Origin of the sequence: Bacillus sp. FJAT-22090, from assembly GCF_001278755.1 — a bacterium.
GTDB lineage: Bacteria > Bacillota > Bacilli > Bacillales_A > Planococcaceae > Psychrobacillus.
The window spans coordinates 2,066,477-2,086,785 of sequence record NZ_CP012601.1; the positions used below are offsets into that span (position 1 = coordinate 2,066,477).

Annotated in this window: 17 protein-coding genes, 1 pseudogene and 1 riboswitch; of the genes and pseudogenes, 5 read left to right on the top strand and 13 right to left on the bottom strand. The window is 34.0% G+C overall.

Going from position 1 to position 20,309, the window contains the following annotated elements:
• Positions 1-54: 54 nt before the first annotated feature.
• The 5 genes from AM499_RS10625 to AM499_RS10640 all read right to left on the bottom strand — a co-directional run bounded on the left by AM499_RS10625 (position 55) and on the right by AM499_RS10640 (position 3,866).
• Complete coding sequence (locus AM499_RS10625; protein WP_053590188.1) at positions 55-1,296, bottom strand: hypothetical protein; 1,242 nt, start codon at positions 1,294-1,296, stop codon at positions 55-57.
• Positions 1,289-2,449: a DUF58 domain-containing protein gene (locus tag AM499_RS10630; protein ID WP_053590189.1), complete on the bottom strand. Its 1,161-nt coding sequence runs from the start codon at positions 2,447-2,449 to the stop codon at positions 1,289-1,291. Before AM499_RS10630 ends, AM499_RS10625 begins: the two co-directional genes overlap by 8 nt.
• A complete protein-coding gene (locus tag AM499_RS10635; RefSeq protein ID WP_053590190.1) occupies positions 2,446-3,384 on the bottom strand; it encodes an AAA family ATPase in 939 nt (312 codons plus the stop codon). The genes AM499_RS10630 and AM499_RS10635 overlap by 4 nt, the downstream gene beginning before the upstream one ends.
• 22 nt (positions 3,385-3,406) lie before the next feature.
• Positions 3,407-3,583, bottom strand: coding sequence for an aspartyl-phosphate phosphatase Spo0E family protein (locus AM499_RS21385; RefSeq protein WP_082355235.1), 177 nt, complete (start codon positions 3,581-3,583; stop codon positions 3,407-3,409).
• A gap of 94 nt (positions 3,584-3,677) precedes the next feature.
• On the bottom strand, positions 3,678-3,866 hold the full coding sequence (locus tag AM499_RS10640) for a hypothetical protein (protein ID WP_053590191.1): 189 nt from the start codon (positions 3,864-3,866) through the stop codon (positions 3,678-3,680).
• A gap of 126 nt (positions 3,867-3,992) precedes the next feature.
• Between AM499_RS10640 and AM499_RS10645 the strand changes: the two genes are divergently transcribed.
• From AM499_RS10645 to AM499_RS21390, 4 genes and pseudogenes are all read left to right on the top strand, one after another.
• Positions 3,993-4,181 (top strand): YkvS family protein, encoded by a 189-nt coding sequence (locus AM499_RS10645; RefSeq protein ID WP_053590192.1) that lies wholly within the window; start codon positions 3,993-3,995, stop codon positions 4,179-4,181.
• 62 nt (positions 4,182-4,243) lie between these two features.
• Complete coding sequence (locus tag AM499_RS10650; protein WP_053590193.1) at positions 4,244-4,855, top strand: CPBP family intramembrane glutamic endopeptidase; 612 nt, start codon at positions 4,244-4,246, stop codon at positions 4,853-4,855.
• Positions 4,856-4,935: 80 nt separating this feature from the next.
• Complete coding sequence (locus AM499_RS10655) at positions 4,936-5,538, top strand: hypothetical protein (RefSeq protein WP_053590194.1); 603 nt, start codon at positions 4,936-4,938, stop codon at positions 5,536-5,538.
• A 252-nt stretch (positions 5,539-5,790) separates the two neighbouring features.
• A pseudogene (locus AM499_RS21390) lies at positions 5,791-6,124 on the top strand (transposase); the annotation flags it as partial.
• Between the two features lie 128 nt (positions 6,125-6,252).
• On the opposite strand, the gene AM499_RS10670 reads toward AM499_RS21390, so the two are convergent.
• Complete coding sequence (locus tag AM499_RS10670) at positions 6,253-6,699, bottom strand: MarR family winged helix-turn-helix transcriptional regulator (RefSeq protein WP_053590196.1); 447 nt, start codon at positions 6,697-6,699, stop codon at positions 6,253-6,255.
• 56 nt (positions 6,700-6,755) lie between these two features.
• Positions 6,756-7,841 (bottom strand): ATP-binding protein, encoded by a 1,086-nt coding sequence (locus tag AM499_RS10675; RefSeq protein ID WP_053590197.1) that lies wholly within the window; start codon positions 7,839-7,841, stop codon positions 6,756-6,758.
• Positions 7,842-8,038: 197 nt separating this feature from the next.
• Between AM499_RS10675 and AM499_RS10680 the strand changes: the two genes are divergently transcribed.
• Positions 8,039-9,799 (top strand): B12-binding domain-containing radical SAM protein, encoded by a 1,761-nt coding sequence (locus tag AM499_RS10680; protein WP_053590198.1) that lies wholly within the window; start codon positions 8,039-8,041, stop codon positions 9,797-9,799.
• 20 nt (positions 9,800-9,819) lie between these two features.
• Here the strand turns inward: AM499_RS10680 and AM499_RS10685 are convergent, their stop codons facing one another.
• The 6 genes from AM499_RS10685 to AM499_RS10710 all read right to left on the bottom strand — a co-directional run bounded on the left by AM499_RS10685 (position 9,820) and on the right by AM499_RS10710 (position 20,141).
• Positions 9,820-11,172: a TrkH family potassium uptake protein gene (locus tag AM499_RS10685; protein WP_053590199.1), complete on the bottom strand. Its 1,353-nt coding sequence runs from the start codon at positions 11,170-11,172 to the stop codon at positions 9,820-9,822.
• 103 nt (positions 11,173-11,275) lie between these two features.
• Positions 11,276-12,046, bottom strand: coding sequence for a TerC family protein (locus tag AM499_RS10690; protein ID WP_053590200.1), 771 nt, complete (start codon positions 12,044-12,046; stop codon positions 11,276-11,278).
• Positions 12,047-12,205, bottom strand: a riboswitch (yybP-ykoY riboswitch). It abuts the gene before it with no gap.
• Between the two features lie 62 nt (positions 12,206-12,267).
• On the bottom strand, positions 12,268-13,356 hold the full coding sequence (locus AM499_RS10695) for an SDR family oxidoreductase (protein WP_053590201.1): 1,089 nt from the start codon (positions 13,354-13,356) through the stop codon (positions 12,268-12,270).
• Positions 13,357-13,940: 584 nt separating this feature from the next.
• Entirely contained in the window at positions 13,941-17,006 is a 3,066-nt protein-coding gene (locus tag AM499_RS10700; protein WP_053590202.1) for an efflux RND transporter permease subunit, read from the bottom strand.
• A 343-nt stretch (positions 17,007-17,349) separates the two neighbouring features.
• Positions 17,350-18,924, bottom strand: coding sequence for a peptide chain release factor 3 (locus tag AM499_RS10705; RefSeq protein WP_053590203.1), 1,575 nt, complete (start codon positions 18,922-18,924; stop codon positions 17,350-17,352).
• A 167-nt stretch (positions 18,925-19,091) separates the two neighbouring features.
• Complete coding sequence (locus AM499_RS10710; RefSeq protein ID WP_053590204.1) at positions 19,092-20,141, bottom strand: M42 family metallopeptidase; 1,050 nt, start codon at positions 20,139-20,141, stop codon at positions 19,092-19,094.
• Positions 20,142-20,309: the final 168 nt, after the last annotated feature.

A 20,309-nucleotide genomic window follows, 5' to 3' on the forward strand; every position in this document is an offset into this window, starting at 1 on the left:
GGGAAATGAGAATGTTGCTGTGTTCTTTATTACTATGCCCCGTATTTCATAGTTTTAAACATCTTTATAAATAAAAAATTTATTTTTTATTTCATTTAATGTTTTAATAAATACTTCTGCTTTTGGTGTAGCAATTGTATGCCCACCGTACCGTACTTCCTCATAAATTTGAAAAAATTCATCATTAACTTTCCAACCCATTTTATTAAACCACTCTCTTACTGTCTCATCACGTTTTCTACCTAAGTCAAATGAATTCGATTCAACTTCAAACTGTAAATATCTTTCTCGTAATAGAGACGTTTCAACTTTGTAAATGGTTTTTAATTGGCTCTTTTTCTTTTCTTGTTCATCATTCATTTCTTCATTCTCATATTGGATATAAACTTGCTCTAATTCTAACTTCTCGGGTTTATTTTTTAATAAATATCGAACTAATAATATACATGCAATAGTTACTATGCCAAATAGAATCCATTCAAATGGGAAATTCGTAATCATTTCTTCCGTTATAGGTTCTCTTAGCTTGCTTTCGCTTTGCTCCCCAACCTGTAAGCGTTCGCTCTCTTCTATTTCTTTAATCTGTAATCCACTTATGAAATTTTCTAGATATTCTATTAGAGGTCTAAAAGGTATTATTAAAACACTAAAAATAAATACTAACAGGATATCTATCCCTTTTCTAATGATCGGGGCAATAAAATAAATACAAACAGATAGACCAACTAAACAAACGATACTAACTAGATAGAAAACAAAAATTTTTGCTTTTGAAATGGAATTAGACTTGTCTGTATTCACTAAGATAGAGAATAATCTTATGCCCATGAACAGTGCTATTCCGGTTAAAAACACAGTATAAAGAAGATACTGATAGTTTTCATGCCCCAAAATAAAACTAACAAAATGGACTAAGAGAAAAGTTGCAAAAAATATAAGCATAAAGCTGCTATCTAAATGGTACCCATTTTGAGATGTATTAAATCTTGCTTGAAGTCTCCATATTGAAATCAATACTCCTATCAAAAATAACCAAAAAGGAATTCCGAAAAGGAAAAGTAACAACAAGATCAATGAAGGGAGAATACAAGGTACAACCATATTTGGACCCGTTTTTCTAAACACTAATAGGGAAACGACTGAAATGATTACTTGTAACCCAATCCAAATAATAGGTAACGATATAGCTGTTTGATTTTGTATCAATACAAAAATCAAAGCAACGATCCATATATCTCTCAAATAGTTTCCAAACGACTGAACTTGAATATTGATCATTCGGGTAGACTTATACATTAGAAGCCTCCCTTTGAATTATATCCGTTACGTACAAAACGTTTGACCGTTGTTCCCATTGACTTAAAAATGGTAAAAACTGTTCTAGATTATGTGTCATAATATAAACAGCAACTGGAAGTTCTTCCTTCATATTTATGTACGCAATCATCTTATCAAATGGAACTAGACTGTCGCTCCAAGATAATACGGATAGAAGTTCTAAAGCTCGTATCCTATGCGTATCCCCACTTCCTATTGGTAAATATACAAAAGGGAATTTCCCATATGTTCGTATATTTATTGCAAAAGAGAAAGGTATATCTTCTTTATAACAAGCGTCTATATAGGAAGCTAGCCACTCAATTTTTTCTTCAAAATCTGCCACTACCCCATGCTTGTTCTTTATATTTAAGACAAAAAGGATAGATACATTCGCTACCTTAGTAAATACTTTCGTTTGTAATTCTTGCATTTTAGCACTAGCTTTCCAATGTATATGATGAAATTGGTCTCCAGGTTCATATTGTCTTGTTCCAACTGGAAAATAAGGATCATCATATAAAGAAGAATTCAATTGTAAGTGACCTTGTTTTACATTAGATGGATATAGCTTCTCATTGATTGGAAATATTTTGGGGAATACAATTGCATCAATTAATATAAATGGCTTAAAATTAAGCAAAACTGATCCATCTATTAAAGGATGTGGAACTTGAATTTCGATTTGGTTTATCCTAGCAAGCCCTCTATGGTCACCTGTTATGGGGATTTTTATCGTTACTCGCTTGTTAAAACCTATAGAGAAAGGAGCTTTCACTTCGTGTAAACCTGCAATAGTTCTATTGGTGATACCATATGGGGTTATAGAATCTTGAAAAGATATTAATAGAGTTCCGTTCCAAATTGGTAACCCTTTGTTTTGAAAAGTTAATACCAGATTAGAAGTCGATCCTATTAATAAACGAACTCTCTTTTTTTCATTAATTAGAACTAATTTCTCTCCGACCTTTTTAAAATAAATCATTTGCAAAAAAACTATAAATAGCATTAAAGTTAAAACTACTAATAATAGATATTGTTTGAGGAGAAGAGTGATTATACATATAACGATGAGAAAATCTAAGAATAATTTTGTATTTCTCATACCAAAATCTTGACGTATCCAATTCATCGAGAAATAGCCTCAACCGGAACTTCAATTTCACTGACTAGTTCTCTCATTATGTCTGCTAGATTATGAATAAGCATTCCTTGAGGAGAAAGTTTCATGCGATGAAGGCAGACGGGGTCAATCACTTTTTTTACATCATCTGGAGTAACATACATTCTACCTTTAATAAAAGCATGAGCTTTAGCTGCTTGAAGTAATGCAAGAGAAGCACGACTACTTAACCCTAATTCAATAAATTGGTGATTTCTAGTACAATTTACAATTTGGACGATGTAAGTCATGATGTCGTCATGCACAGCTACTTCCTTTACTTGCTCAGCCCATAGTTCAATTTGTTCTAATGTCACTACTTTTTTTGATTTTACTTCCCCTGGTAAACGTCCAAATGTTTGTAATATAACTTTTTCTTGTTCCATAGATGGATAGTCAATCGTTAGTTTAAATAGAAAACGATCTAATTGTGCAGCAGGAAGTGGAAAAGTACCCTGCTGAGACTCTACTGGGTTTTGAGTTGCGATAACCATAAAAGGGGATAACAAATTAATTGTATCTCCATCAATTGTTACTTGTTTCTCTTCCATTGCCTCCAATAAGCTTGATTGAGTTCTCGGTGTTGCACGGTTTATCTCGTCTGCGAGTAGGATATTACTCATCACGGGTCCTATTCTTAGAATAAATTCTTGCTTTTGAGGATGAAAAAAACTAATTCCAGTTATATCTGAAGGTAATACATCTGGTGTAAACTGTATTCTTTTAAATTCTCCATGAATAGCTTCGGCAAAAGACTTAGCCATCATAGTTTTTCCAGAACCTGGTACACTTTCTAAAAGCACATGCCCCCCACATAGTAATCCCATCAGCATCAATTCAATTTCTCTTTCCCGTCCAATTATAGATTGGTTTAGTTCCTTTTGTAGTACTAAGATACTATTCATGAACAATTTCTCCCTTAAATAACTAATCTATTTTTTTATATTGTATATTTTGGCTTTCTTCATATTGAAATATATTTAATAGCAAATCAAGCTCTTTACTTAATCGAATAGTATCTTGATCTTGCATTCCCTTTTCTATAGCTGTTTGGATCATCTTTTCCCTTGTAAATTCCACTTGTTTCAAAATAGATTCTACCATTTAGAACAACCCCTTTTACAAAATATATATTTTCATTTCAATATACCTTTTGCTTTAAGTGTTTAAACAAAAACATTTCGACAATTCACGACAATCAACTTCTTGGTGTTAGTAAATACGTATAAATGACATGACCGCCTTGTTTAGCTTTTCCTGAAAAATGTTTAAAATCTTCTCTTTTTAATAATACTTCTCGAAATGAAAGAAATTCCTCTTTTGTTATTTCTAATGTATTTATAGTACCATTTTTTAGCATATTTAGCTTCTCTTCAAAAGATTCCATATAGCTCGTTCCTTTCTTTTTATTAATCGATGTATATTTTGCCGCTTTCGGATTAAAATACTTTACGAATACCTTTTTTTAGGGCAAACTGTAATGTATTAAGTTCTAAAAGGGGAGGGACAATCTGTGAAAGTTGCAGAAGTTGGTAATATAATAGAATTTAGAGATGGTCTCCAAGGTATTGTTGAAAAAGTCAATGAGAACTCTGTAATCGTTGATTTAACATATATGGAGAACTTTAATGAACTTGAAATGGAAGAAAAAACCGTAGTCAACCACAAGCGTTATAAAATATTATATAGTAATGAAGACTAAACGTCATGCCGTTCCTCGATTAGAAGAACGGTATTTTAAATAATTTTTAGGATGTGCTTTTATTGAACAGAAATATACCCTTATTGGGTTTAATCATAACCTTACTTTTAGCTTATACCTTTACATGGATCACATTTTCTAATGAAAAGGTATTTTGGTACTTTTACACTTTTACGGTCCTTTTTCTCATGTCGATTGCATTTTTTTACGCTAAGATAGATGATAAGATCAAAACAATTGAATATATTCTTTATGGCGTAGGATTTGGATTTTTGATGTATGCCATAATTGCAGGAGGATATAAATTACTTGAGTGGATTCCAGGTATATCGACCACAAGTGTCAACCAATTTTTTGGTAACTTTGCTCCTACTTCCATTTGGCATTTTCTATTGCTTTTGTTCATTATAGCACCTGGTGAAGAATTTTTTTGGAGAGGGTATATACAGCAACAATTGAAGCGGTGGATGACTCCTTCAAAAGCTATTCTTGCTAGTTCAGTACTATCTAGCCTTTCTTTTATATTTAGCGGTTTTTGGCTAGGTATGTTAGGCGCTTTCATTTGTGGTCTCATTTTGGGAATTTTATATGAATGGAAAAAAAGTATGCCTCTTATTATTTTAGCCCATATCATTTTGTTAGTCTTGTTATTTTTAGTGTTCCCTATTGTCTGAAACAATTATTAATCAGTTACGTCTAATAATATGTATAAATAAAGAAGTATAACTTATTTTTTTAAAGGAGCTGGAAAATCATGAAAAAGTTTTATTCTTTATTGTCTGTTATGCTACTTACAGTTTTAATTGCTGCTTGTGGTACAACAACTAATGAATCTGAAAACACTAACAATCTACCTACTACTGAAGCAACTGAAAATGGACAATCACAAAATGATTCAACTAGTTCCACTGAGCCGCAACAAGTACTTGAAGGTACTACTACAGAAAGCGAAAGCCAAAACTACTCCATCACAGTTGCAGAAGGTTTTGAACTGACTGGAGAAGAACCGAACAAGGATTTAATTTTCAATAAAGAAAATGATTTACAGTCGATGAGAATTGAAACCTTTAATAAGGAAGAAGTCAATTTAGAAGAAACTACAAACAATTTAATGGAAACACTAAAGGCTTCCAATGAGGAAGGAACATTAGAAGAAATTACAGATGTAAATCAACTGCCTGCTAGTGATACTATTCAGCAAGCAAAAGGTTTCCAAATAGATACTCCAGATGGAAAAGTTACGGGATATACTTTTGAAACAGACGGATTGATAGTAAAACTTACTATATTTGATACAGCTGATACTCCTGCATTAGAAACTTTCATACAAATGGCAGGAACAATAAAAAGTAAATAAAAAAAAGCTTCTGATTAGTAGTTAATTAGAAACTTTCAGACTGTAGACAAACTCAAAGAAATTTGAATTGTCTATAGTCTTTTTTTATTTACAATACATAGTAAGAAATCGTCGATTTCCGTTTTAGGCGCTACGCTTTCCACGGGCACGGCCTCAGCCTTCTCCCTCGCTACGCTCAGTCCGGGTGCTTCGGCTCGTGCTGTTCCCGTAGGAGTCTTCGCGCCTTCCACTCCAATGGATGAGCCAAACAATAAAGAGATTGAAACGAATATGGCGTATCGCTGGTTTTTAGATTTGGTTTTCATACAGAAATACTGCACTTCTCAACCTTCGGTAAGAACTACGCACGTCGTTTTCAAGAGACCGACATCTTTTAAAAGAGATTATGAACCGTGGTCTATTATCAGAAGACCATGTATTAATTGATTCCACTCATATGGAGGCGAGTGCCGATAAACGTAAGTATAGTAAGAAGATTGTAAGGAAAGAAACACGTGCCTACGAGAAAAAGCTTCAAGAAGAGCTGAATCTAGATCGTGAAGAAAACGGAAAAATGCCGTTTCCCTTGGAGAAATTCGAACGTGAAATAAAATTCAGGGGAAATTTGAAATCAAATACCTTCAAAATTGACAAAGTACCCCGAGAGACGAACTCTTGGGGTACTTTGTCTACAGTCTGAGCTTCTGAATAATAGTTAATCAGAAGCTTTTTTTATTAATACGACAAATTTTTAATGGATAAACCAAGTTTTTTTACTAGGTCGATAACTTCTAGTTTTTCTTCCTCTGAAAGAGCTCCCATTAATTCAACCAGTTGTTGCTCGTGTCTTGGGAAAAGTTCGTCCATGAATGCATTTCCTTCATTTGTAATTTCTGCAAAAGTCACTCGACGATCAGAATCACAAGAAACACGACTAATATAACCTCTCTTTTCTAACTTGTCTACTACATATGTAATAGAGCCACTTGCCAAGAGGATTTTGTTCCCAATTTGCTGAAGTGGTTGTCTCCCCTTATGATATAAGAGTTCCAATACTGCAAATTCAGTCGGGTTTAAACCATTTTCTTGAAAGAAATGATTCGTACTTTCATGAATTACTTTATGAGCACGTGACAACACAATAAATAACTTTAATGCACTGTTCGATTGTTCATTTGTCATTCTCGTCATCCTCACCTAAATAAAATACACTAAACACTATTATATAGGTCAGGTGATTAGATTGTCAAAATATGTTTGTTCTCATTATGAAGAGGAAGCAGAAATGTAAAAGTAGTTCCTTTTCCTACTGTACTACTTACTTCAATATTTCCTCCATGTTCACCAATTACTTTGTTAATATGTGCCAATCCTAAACCTGTCCCATAAGTTTTAGTTGTATAAAAAGGATCAAAAATCTTTTCTAGAACTTTTTCTTCAATACCATGTCCTTGATCTTCAACGGAAACACACACATAGGGTTTATCACCCATGTCCGAAATATTTATATATATATTTCCTCCATTTGACATTGCCTCTATTGCATTTTTTATCGTATTTATAAATACTTGTTTTAATAAATTTCGATCACCTAATATTTTTCGAGTATGGTCAATCTCAAAATTGATAGTAGCATTTATGTTTTGCATCAATGCTTGAGGAGCCATAAAATTAACTACTTCAAGAATTAGATTCTTTATCTCAAAGTTTGTAAATATAGGAGTAGTAGGCTTAGAAACTTCTAAGAATTCCGTTAAAATCTCTTCCATTCTATTAATTTCATCATTAATAACGGATAAATACCTTTTTCCATCATCATTTGCAGTAGAATACAATAATTGAGTAAATCCTTTTAATGACGTCATTGGATTGCGTATTTCATGTGCAATACTTGCTGCCAATTGCCCCAGAGTGCTAAGAGATTCTGTGTGATCTAATCTCTTTTTCATTCTCATTTTTTCGGATTCATCATGAACTTCCGTTAAGTAAAGATCTGCATCCTTTTGTTTTGAAACTCTAATTCTTATATATTTTAACTCACCCCTGAAGGTTTGTATTTCACAAAAAAACTCCGCCTGCCCTTTATGGTGAAGTTCTTGTATAAACTCTTTTTTATTATCAAGGTTAGCTTTTAGCATTTTCAAAATATGAAATGCATTCATCCCACTTAACTCATTTCTATCGGTTTGTAGAATATTCTCTACTTTTGAATTTACTTCTAGAATTATTCCTTCATGATTAATGAAAATAAGCCCTCCAGAATAAAGCTGAAAAACATGTTCAAATCTTTGCTTATATTTTGCTTCAACTACCACAAACGTCACCCATCCTCTCCTAACGATTAAAAAATCATCCCAAAAAAGGGGTATATACAGTATGTAAAAAAGAAGCATTTTAAATGTTTGTTAATTCTGATTATTCCACAAATTTTTTTATAATGAAATGATTCCTTTTACCTATATTGTCGACAACAACAATCATTGTTGTTACAATAGAAAGAAGTAAAAAGGAGTTATTAACAATGAATATAATCTTAACAACACTAAATGCAAAATACATTCATACTAATTTGGCACTTCGCTGCTTAAAATCCTATGCAGAACCAGAATATTCCCCCCTTATCACTGAATACACCATTAAAGACCCCACATTTAACATTGTCGCGGATTTATATCAGAAAAAACCCGATATTGTAGGTTTTAGCTGCTATATTTGGAATATCGAAGAAACGTTAAAAGTTATTAAAATTCTCAAGACTGTGGACCCAAAAATTACTATTGTTTTAGGTGGTCCGGAAGTTTCTTACGACACAAATATTTGGTTACGACAAGTAAAAGAAATAGATTATATTGTCGTTGGTGAAGGAGAAATTTCTTTTAAGGAACTGTTAAATTTCCTACACGGTAAACAGTCTCTTGAAAACATACCTGGTGTAGCATATGTACAAGACGACAAATTTATTCTAAATCCGCTACCAAAAAAATTAGATTTAAGAGAATCTCCTTCACCATTTCGCTTTGAAGAAGATTTACCCACTCTGTCTAAGCGAATAGTTTATATTGAAACAAGTCGTGGTTGTCCTTTCTCCTGTCAATTTTGTTTATCTTCTATTGAGGTAGGTGTTAGATACTTCAATAGAGATAAAGTGAAGGAAGATATTCGCTTTTTAATGGCAAATGGAGCGAAAACAATAAAGTTTGTGGATCGAACTTTTAATATAAGTAGAAGCTACGCAATGGAAATGTTCCAATTTTTAATAGATGAACATTTACCTGGAGTAGTCTTTCAGTTTGAAATAACTGCTGATATTATGAGGCCAGAAGTAATTCAATTTTTAAATGATAATGCACCAGCAGGGCTTTTCCGATTTGAAATTGGCGTCCAATCAACAAATGATTTAACGAACGAACTTGTCAAACGTAGACAAAACTTTGAGAAGTTAAAACGTACAGTTACAATGGTTAAGAGTGGAGGCAAAATTGATCAGCATTTGGATCTAATTGCCGGTCTGCCAGAAGAAGATTATGATTCCTTTAGAAATACTTTCAATGAAGTATTTGAAATGCGCCCAGAGGAATTACAGTTAGGATTTTTAAAGTTGCTACGTGGTACTGGATTACGTGTGGAAGCAAAAAAATACGGTTATGTTTATGTAGATCAAGCGCCGTATGAAATCTTTTCTAATAATGTGTTATCTTTTGACGATATCCTTCGCATAAAACAAGTGGAAGATGTTTTAGAGAAATATTGGAACGCGCATAGGATGGATCGAACACTTGAATACTTGTTCGATCAAATTTTTGATACTCCATTTGATTTCTTCCAACAATTTGGTACCTTTTGGGAGGAAAGAAATTGGTCGAAAATTGGTCATCAATTAGAGGATTTATTCATTAGATTGAATAGCTTTTTAATGGGAATTGAAAACTTATCGTTACCAGTTGTTCAAAGTGTTATGAAACTAGATTATTTATCTAAACAAAAATTCCAACCACGCAAACCTTGGTGGTCAAACGACATTGCTAAAGAAGAACAATCCTATCTATATAAACAACTTCTGTTAGATCCATCTAATGCAGGGGATGAATTTGCATCACTTCAGATGAACGAACGTGAATTATATAAACAAACTTTTATAACACCAATCTCTATTTGTGTTGACTCATATTTGCAGGGAATAATAAAAGAAAGAGAAGGATACTTACTTACTACTTTTGGAAAAGGTCCAACCCCACATTTCTTTTTTATCGAACAAAAACAACAAAGCCAATTAATCCTTTAACGGATTAATTGGCTTTTCTATTATCCGATAATCACTCGCTCTTTCGGGTAATGATATTTACTTTTATTACTCTTTCCACCTAATGTATATAAAAATGAGATCAGACCAACTCGTCCAATAAACATTAATATCATAATTGTTACCTTCCCAATAATTGATAGATCTCCAGTAATACCAAGCGACATTCCACAAGTACCGAAAGCAGAGGTTATTTCAAATAATAAAGATGTAATTGGAATATCCGGTTCAGTTATAGAAAGTAGAATAGTTGCGGCAAATACCATACCTAGAGCTAAAATTATTACTGCATATGCTCGAAAAATATCAATTAAATGAATTTCACGATGAAAAATTTGAATATTGTCTTTACCTCTTGAAAAATTGATTAAAAATAATAGTGCAATGGCAAAAGTTGTCGTACGTATCCCGCCACCTACTGAGCTTGGGGATGCACCAATGAACATCAAAACACTTATTAAAAAATTTGTACCTTCTTGGAATAATGTAATATCTACTGTTGTTAAACCTGCTGAACGAGATGAAACAGAATGGAAGAAAGCTGTGAAAAACTTTTCATGCCAAGCCATTCCTTTCATTGAATTAAACATTTCAAGTAAAAGAATCATTAGTGTACCAAACATCAGAAGAATTGCATATGTGATCGTTGTCAGCTTTGTAAATAATGAAAAACGAAAATTTTTATTTTTGTTTGAAAGAAATTCTTTTACTTCAATTAAAACTGGGAACCCTATTGCTCCAAAAACAATTAACATGCTAGTAATTATTTGAACAAAGTAATCATGATGATACGGTATTAAAGATTCACCTGTTATATCGAACCCTGCATTGGTTGTGGCCGAAACAGACGTAAAGATCCCATGTACCATCGCTTCCTTAAATGTATCATAATATTGTGTGAAATATAAAGTTAATATAACTGCTCCTATAAGTTGAATTAACAATAAAATTTTAACAATTTCTTTTATTAAGTTCACTACACCCGATAATTTAGGCTGATTATGATCAACCATTATTAACTGTCTTTCGCGAAGCCCAATTTTTTTACCCGAAACTAACCAAATAAATGTCCCTAACGACATAATTCCAATTCCACCTAATTGGAGAATCAGTAATAACATAAAGTATCCAAATACACTATATGTTTCAAGAATATTAATCGCTGTTAAACCAGTGACACTAACTGCACTTACTGCGGTAAACAAACTATCAATAAAATCCACATGAACCCCTGGCCTATGAACACCTGGTAAATTTAGAAGAATTACTGATACAGCAATAGCAATAAAATAATACGTTACGATTACTTGAGCTGGAGTAAATTTAAACTTTTGTTTAACTTGAAATGTTCTCATAAATAGTTTCCTTTCAATAAGCACATACCTGTTTTCTCATTGTAAGAAAAAAAAGCATAAAAAGATAGTTCTAACCACTATCTTTTCATACTTTTTCAATTCATTACTCTGTATCTTCTTTTTTGTTTTTAACTACTCCAAATATATATCCTAATAGAGCTATACCCAGCAAGACTGTCCAGAAAGTAATTTCCCATGGTGCAGAGTGTGGAAAATCATGAGGTAGAATTCCAACTTTGTCATGAGACATTGTCAATACTGCTAATTTTACCCCTACCCAACCAACGATTAAAAATGCTGCTGTTTCGAGTGAAGGGTACTTTTCAAGTAATTGAACAAATTTGTGTGCGGCAAATCGCATAATGATTAGACCAATCACACCCCCTGCGAACATAACTGCGAATTGACCACCATTAATTCCACCAATATCAAAGTCACCTACGTACGGTAATGTAACTGCTATAGCTACTGCAGCAAGCATAGAGTCTATTGCAAAAGCAATATCTGCAAGCTCTACTTTTAATACTGTCATCCAAAATCCAGAACCCTTTTTTAGTTCCATTCCTTCTACATCGATATGTGGACCTGGTTTTTTGCGTTGATCATAAATATGTTTTATCGAAATGAATAGTAAGTAAGCTGCTCCTATTGCTTGAACTTGCCAAATATTCACTAAGAATGTAATCATGAATAATGCTAAAAATCTAAAGACAAAAGCACCTAATAACCCGTAAAATAACGCTTTTTTCTGTTGTTCTTTTGGTAAGTGTTTTACCATTACAGCCATCACGACTGCATTATCAGCTGCAAGTAAACCTTCTAGACCTACTAAAACTAGCAAGACCCATGCATACTCTAGAAAAACTGTTTCCATAAATATCCTCCTTTTTTGCAAATAAAAAGACCCATGCCTATTAAAAGGCAAAGGTCTTGCTAAGCAATTTTAAAAATTACTATCATAACCGATGGCTTACGCCATGTAATGACGATTATGAAATAGGTTTCCCTATAGCTACTCCCCTTTGACATATGTCAAAAGTATATCCATTTATGTTATTCATTATAACGATTACAAATTAATTTGTAAAGGTAAATCTACTTTATTTGAATGTGATACAATTTGTCGTCTTTATGTCCGTTATAAAATCCAATCATAGATGGGATAGATTCGATAAAATCTGGGCATGTAATGTTGCCTTTTTTTAATATACTTTCAGCTACAGTAGTATCAAAGGAAGAATCCCATGTTAAATAATCTAATGTTTCCTTTTCTACTTGTAATAGCTTTCTAACTGGATATAAAGAAACAGATGCTTTTGCAAGAAACAATGGTATTCTCCCTTTTGGATATTTCCCTGTTATTTCTTTTACAAATGCACGATACACTTCTTCAACTGGATATGGTTTTGGATCAGTCAAATGCAACGTTTTTGAAAGGGCATCCTCACTAAAACAGCTATATATGGAGGCTTTTGTTATATAATCACTAGGTACAACATTAATAAAAGAATGTGACTTTCCTAAGAAAGGTAACACGGGCAACCATTTTAGATTAGTAATCATATTAATAAAGAAATATGGCCCATCAAATTTAATTGTTTCCCCCGTCACAGAATTGCCCCTTACAATTCCAGGTCTGATTATAGTGACAGGAACGGACTCTTTTAGTTGTTCTACTAACAATTCCGCCTCATATTTTGTTTCTTCATAATAATTTTTAAAACCATCTGGTCTAATAAGCTCTGTTTCTAATAGTTTCCCTTCTCTTTTACCAGCAACATAGGCTGTACTAAAGTATATATATCTCTTTAGATTAGGAAATTGCACAACTACTTTATTAAACATGTCTGTTCCATGAACATTCACTTTCCAAGCGATATCTTTTGGAACTGCTAAATCATAAATTGCTGCTAAATGCCAGATATATACTACTTTTTCTCGTAGCATGTTTAATGTTTCATTTTTCAATCCGGCATTAGGTTCTGTAATATCTCCTTCCACAATAATGAGCTGTTGATTTGGTATTTCATCTTTATAGATTTCTGCTATCATTTCTTTCGCTTTATCTACTTGAACTGGCAGAACTAGTACATAAATAGAAGAAAAAGCTTTTTGAAGGCGAAGCTCTTTAATAATATTTTTAGCTAAAAAACCAGGAAACCCGGTTATTAGTGCGTTCGACATATACCCCCACCCCTTGTATAAATATTAAAAAATGAGCCATCAAGAAGACCCTTCGTTTCTTAGAGCAGACACGAACACGGATATGCAGCCAACACGAATGACAATAGTTGGTGATGTATATGTTCTAGTCTATTCATATAATTGTTATTTAGAGATCGGAAACACGGATGTGCGCTTGCCGCACGCTACGCATGAGCCTCTGCAGGATGAGTCGCTCCTTTGTGGCCACCCACATCCTTTACGGGGTCTCATTCTTCGCGCTCCTGCGGCGTGTAAGGCGCACATCCTGGAATCATCGGATGAACTAAAAACAATTTAATGAAAGTTAAGCCTACATCCTGTTTTCAAGATTATTGATTAACACTTAGTACTTTATTCCTTATCAAGCAGAATACACTGGTATTCGCGCCTTGCCAGCCGCATGACGTGCCGTATGAGACAGCGAAGTTTACTTTGCGACAAGCTTTGCGCAGGAGCACAAATGCGCTTGAGCATACAGCGGCTCATGCGGACGTGCGGCCAGCTCGAATGCCTATAGTTAGAGATGCTTCCGAGACTATGCATAAGTAGTACTTAAAGTTGGCCTAATCTTGAGTTGTCGCACTTTTTCTTGTTTCTTTATCAAACAAACTATAAATTACCGGAACAACATATAAAGTTAAAAAAGTTGAACTAATTAATCCTCCAATTACTGTAATGCCCATTGGTTGATTGATTTCTGTTCCTTCCCCAATACCTAGCGCAAGTGGTACTAACCCTAAGATGGTCGTTAACGCAGTCATGAGAATAGGTCTTACACGATCTCGTACCGAGGTTGTTATAGCTTCGTATGATACCATCCCCTCTGCTTTTCGCTGATTAATATATTCTACCAATACAATTCCGTTATTAACTACAATTCCTACTAAGATAAGAATACCTATTACTGCCGAAATACTTATTGGTGTATTTGTTGTAAATAATCCAAAGAATATTCCAATGACAATTAGGGGTACTGTAAACATAATAACAAATGGATACTTGTATGATTCAAACTGGGCAGCCATTACAATGAATACTAAAACAACTGCCAATATAACAGCCAAGATCATATCGTTTGTTGCATTATCTAATAATTCCCGATCTCCACCAAATGAAATAGAAACATTGTTTGGCAATTGTGCTCTTTCAATTGCAGCATCTACTGAATCAGACATTTCCCCTAATGAAATCTTAGAATCATATTTAACAGTAAATGCAACTGCCCCTGCTTGATTCACTCTACGAATTGTTAAAGGTCCCTCTGCAACCTCTATATGTGCTACATCCTGTAAGGTAATGTATAGACCAGATGGTGTTCTAAGTTTTAATTGCTTTAGTTGGTCTACGCTATTTCGATAATCTTCATCATAATTAACATATACACCATATACTTCTTCTTGCTCTGAAATAATCTGCGTTGCTATAACTCCTCTTGTTATATTATTGACGGTTTGGGCTATTTGGGCTGGAGCAAGGCCATACTCAGTAGCTGCATCTCTCTTCACCGTCATTTGGACTTCATCAATTGTCTCCGTTAAATCATTTCTTATTTTTGTTATTCCATTTATCTTCTCTATTTCTTTTGTCACTTTATTTACCGCATTATTTAACTGTTCTTTATTTGTTGAAGTAATTGTAAAAGATAGTGAGTTTGGGGCTGATCCAGCAGCGGTTTGTAGATTAAAGTTTACTTCTACATTTTCTCCAACTGCTTCTATTACCTTAGGTTGAACTTCATCTACAAAAGTAAAAATGGAACGCTCTCTTTGATCTAATGGTATTAGCTTAACAGATATTTCCGCCAAATTAGATCGGGAAGTCCCTCTTGACTGTCCCTCTTGATTGCCGCCTACAAAACTTACATATACTTCTACATCTTTTTCCTTTTGTAATTGTTCCTCAATTTTTTTTACTACTTCGTCTGTTGCAGCTATTGAAGAACCATTTTCTAGCCTAACGGCGATCGTAACAAACCCTTCATCTGTTGCAGGTAAAAATTCTGTTCCCGTACGGAATAAACCAACAGTTGATATTACTAACAATATTGCCGTAATGGAAAGGATAATAGCTCGATGAGACAATGCCCATCTTATAGATCGCTCAAAGTTGTTGTATGCTTTCGACCGTCTTCTTTTTGCCTCTAGATTTCCCTTTGGCCTCTTCAGCATTCTACTTGCCATCATGGGAATAACTGTTATCGCAACTACTAAGGAAGCAAATAAACTAAAGGATATGGTGAGTGCAAACTCAGTAAAAATTTGACCTATCAATCCTGAAAGAAAGACTACGGGCACAAAAACGGCGACGGTTGTTAGTGTGGAAGCAGTAATTGCTCCTATGACTTCTTTTGTTCCAACATAAGTGGCTTCCTTAGGATCTTTACCTAACCCTAAATGCCTTTCAATATTCTCTATTACTACAATGGAATTATCGACGAGCATTCCAATACCTAGCGCTAACGCACCTAGCGTCATAATGTTTAAGGAGAAGCCTGCAAAATACATTAAAACAAATGTCACTATGACAGAATAAGGAATTGCAACACCGACAATAATTGGACTTCTTATACCTTTTAAGAAGACAAATAAGATTAACATTGCGAGAATACCGCCACTTATTAGCGTGGAGCCAATATTATCGATTGCAACCTGTATGTAATCTCCTTGGTCGAATAATAGATTTGCTTTAACTCCGTTAAATTCTTTTTTCGAAAGCTGCTCCTCTAATGCTTGCTGAAAAGCTTTGGATACATTAGCCGTATTTGCACTTGATTCTTGGAAAACAGATAGTAAAACTGCAGGTTCATTATTCGCTCTTGTTTCAGTGTTTAAATCCTGTTCGGTCAACTCTACAGTAGCAACATCTGCAATAGTTACTTTTTTCCCATCAAGTGGATTAACAGTAATCACTAGATTTTTGATATCGTCTATACTCGTTAATGTACTAACTATTCTAGTTGTAAGTGATTTTTTATCATTTGTTTCCACTGGATTTCCAGGAAAAGAAATATTATTTGCTTGGATAAGTTGAACAATATCGTTTTGTGTTAGTCCTTTTTCTTCTAATGCATTTGGATTTAATAATATTTGTACTTCTTCCACGAGAGAGCCAGATATATTAACATTAGCTACTCCATCAGTACTGATCAATTCTTTTTCTAATTTTTCTGCGATTAAGCGAATATCGCCGTCAGCACTTGTCCCACTAAGTGATAACTGAATAATCGGAAATTGTGCAGGGTCAAACTTTAAAAACTGTGGTTTTAATGCGCCTTCCGGCATGGTAGTTAAATCAATACGTTGTAAAATATCTAATTCAATATCATCCATATCCGTAGACCATTCAAATTCCAATAAGATGAAATTTGCGCCTTCTTGAGAAGTGCTCTTTACTGACTTGATTCCTGGTAAAGTACTTAAAGAGTCCTCTAATGGTTTCGTAATTTTTTCATTTACTTCTACCGAGCTTGCTCCAGGATAACTTGTTACTACTACAGCAACTGGAGGATTTAAGTCGGGAATTAAAGTTACTGGAATTTTAAAGAATGAAACTCCTCCAAGTATAATAATAAGAAACATGATAACTGTGGTAAATACTGGTCTTTTTATGGAGAAATCACTTATTTTCATTTTTAGGGACCACCTTCTATTTTGCTAATACTATCATATGCCCTACAAAGGCAGAGTTCAAATTTATAATAAACAAAATCTTTACGGAAAATGCGTTTGTTGTCTAGTTTTGGAATATGGAGGGAGGGTTGTGCGATTTAGGATATATATATTGCTTTTCAATGAAATTATATCGTGATTATACAAGTTACCGTGGGATATTTTCTTGAAGAATTATTCGTGACTTCCGTCGCTTTCCTGCGATTATTCGAGATATAACTTTTAGAGAAAGTAGAGAATGGATTCTTTCATACCCATCAAAAAAAGAGGTCACTTTAGTTAAAAAGTGCCTCCCTCTACTATATTAAAGAAGATTATACAATTTAATATGTTCGTATTTATCTTGGAACCATCTAGTAGCGAACTCGTTTTCAAATAAGAAAACATAGTTGTCATAGCGATCTCTCACAAGCATACTTCTTGGACCTGTCATGGATTCTTTCACTTCTTCTTCATTTTCAATCCAACGTGCTACTTTAGATCCAATTGGTTCCATACGAACTTCCACATTGTATTCATTTCTCATACGATGCTCAAACACTTCAAATTGGAGCTGTCCAACTGCTCCTAAAATGACTTCTTCTGTATGAAGCGTTTTATAGTATTGAATTGCTCCCTCTTGTACAAGTTGGAGGATTCCTTTATGGAAATGCTTGGATTTCAACACGTTTTTAGCTGTTACTTTTACAAATAGTTCCGGGGTAAATTGAGGAAGTTTTTCATAATTAAATCCTTTTTTTCCTCCGACTACTGTATCACCTATTTGATAGTTTCCTACATCGTAAAGTCCAATAATATCACCAGCTACTGCTGTTTCAACAGTTTCCCGATCATCAGCTAAAAATTGTGTGGACTGCGTCACTTTGAAGTTTTTACCAGTACGAGCTAGTGTAACATTCATACCTCTCTCAAACTTTCCAGATACGATTCGGACGAATGCTATACGATCTCGGTGAGCAGGATTCATATTAGCTTGAATTTTAAAGATGAAACCAGAGAAATCTTCGTTAATAGGATTAACTTCTTCCCCGTTATCCGTTTTACGCGGCTGTGGAGTAGGGGCAAATTGTAAGTAAGTCTCTAAAAATGTTTGTACACCAAAATTGGTTAATGCACTACCGAAGAATACAGGAGTTAAATCTCCTGAAAGAACTTTTTCTTTGTCGAAGTCATTTCCTGCTTCATCTAACAACATGATGTCTTCCATGGCCTGTGTATAATAAGAAGTTTGTTTCATCGAATGATCAACAGCAAGCTCCCCATCGTCATCTAATGGAAGGTATCGTTGGTCATCTTCCACCCGGAATTGTTCAATGCGTTTGTTATATCGATCGTAAATTCCTAAAAATTCTTTTCCCATGCCTATCGGCCAGTTCATTGCGTAAGATTGGATTCCTAAAACTTCCTCTAATTCTTCCATAAGCTCTAGAGGCTCTTTCCCTTGTCGGTCAAGCTTATTTATAAAAGTGAAAATCGGAATTCCTCTCATTCGACAAACTTTAAATAGTTTTAAAGTTTGTGCTTCAATCCCTTTTGCTGCATCGACAATCATAACTGCACTGTCAACAGCCATTAGCGTTCGATACGTATCTTCACTGAAATCCTGATGTCCTGGTGTATCGAGAATATTAATACGACAATTATTAAAGTCAAATTGCATGACAGAAGATGTAACAGAAATACCACGTTGTTTTTCGATTTCCATCCAGTCAGATGTTGCAAATTTTCCAGATTTCTTCCCTTTTACAGTTCCCGCGTCACGTATAGCTCCACCGAAATATAAAAGCTTTTCGGTAATAGTCGTTTTACCAGCATCCGGATGGGAAATAATCGCAAAGGTTCTTCGTTTTAATATTTCATCTTTTAATTGTAAGTCCATATATTTTGTATCTCCTTCTTATTTACTTTTTTATCATATGGATTTGAGCGTGAAAATACAAGTAAAAAAGAACCAGTCAACGGTTTTTCTGCATATTTTATAGCAGAATTAGTTGCTGATTCTAATCATTTTAAGAAACAGGTATTTAATTTATCTCTAAATAATTCTTACAATAGTTTTGAGTTTACATATGCAAATAAAAGTTTAGCAGTTTGTTCTAATGATTCCACATGCGTACGCTCATATGCATGTGATGCCTCAATACCTGGTCCGAATAATGCATGCTTTACGTCAAATCCAGCTCGGATGGCAGCAGAAGCATCAGAGCCATAGTGTGGATAAATATCTAATTTATAATCAATATTTTCATGTTTAGCTAGATCTACTAGTTGTCTCGTTAACTCATAATGGTATGGACCAGAAGAGTCTTTCGCACAAATAGAAACAGTATATTCATCTGAAGCTTGCCCATCACCTATTGCTCCCATGTCTACTGCAATATATTCAGTTACTTGTTCTGGTATATTCGAGTTTCCTCCATAACCAATTTCCTCATTATTTGAGATATAAAAGTGAGTAGTGTTTGGGAGTGTCACTTTATTTTCTTGAATGTATTTAATCAATTGAAGTAACAACGCTGTGCTCGCTTTATCATCTAAATGGCGTGATTTTATAAACCCGGATTCTGTTTCTTCAAAACGAGGATCAAAAGAAACAAAATCACCAACTTCAATACCTAACTTACGTGTTTCTTTCGCATTTGTCACTTTTTCATCTAAACGAACTTCTATATTATTTTCATCTCGTGGTAATCCACTAGCATTCTTATATACATGAACAGTAGTTTGGTGCATAAGAATCGTTCCACGTATTCTTTTACCATCCGCAGTATGAATTGTACAATACTCGCCTTCTACAGCATTCCAATTGAAGCCACCTACCATTGTAAGTTTTAATCTTCCACTCGACTTAACTTCTTTCACCATAGCTCCAAGTGTATCGGTGTGCGCAGTAAGCAAACGATGCTTGTAGTCATCTTCTCCAGTTATAGTAGCAATTAAAGCACCTTTATTTGTTCGTTGGTAAGTAACTTGTAAATCCGCTAATATTTTCTCCATAAAATCCATTATATCTTTTGTATAACCGGATGGACTTGGTATTTCGACTAATTGCTTTAACAATGCAATAGTTTCTTCTTTCTCAAATAAAAATGACATATATATCCTCCTTATTCACCCATTTATTTTAACAAAATTAATTATTTTCTTACAGGACATTGTTGTATGTACGTTCTATTTTATCGCACCATTTTGAGGAATTTTGTATTCTTACATTCAGTATACCATTTTAGATATTATTAAGTGTAAAGCAGTAAAGCATTACAA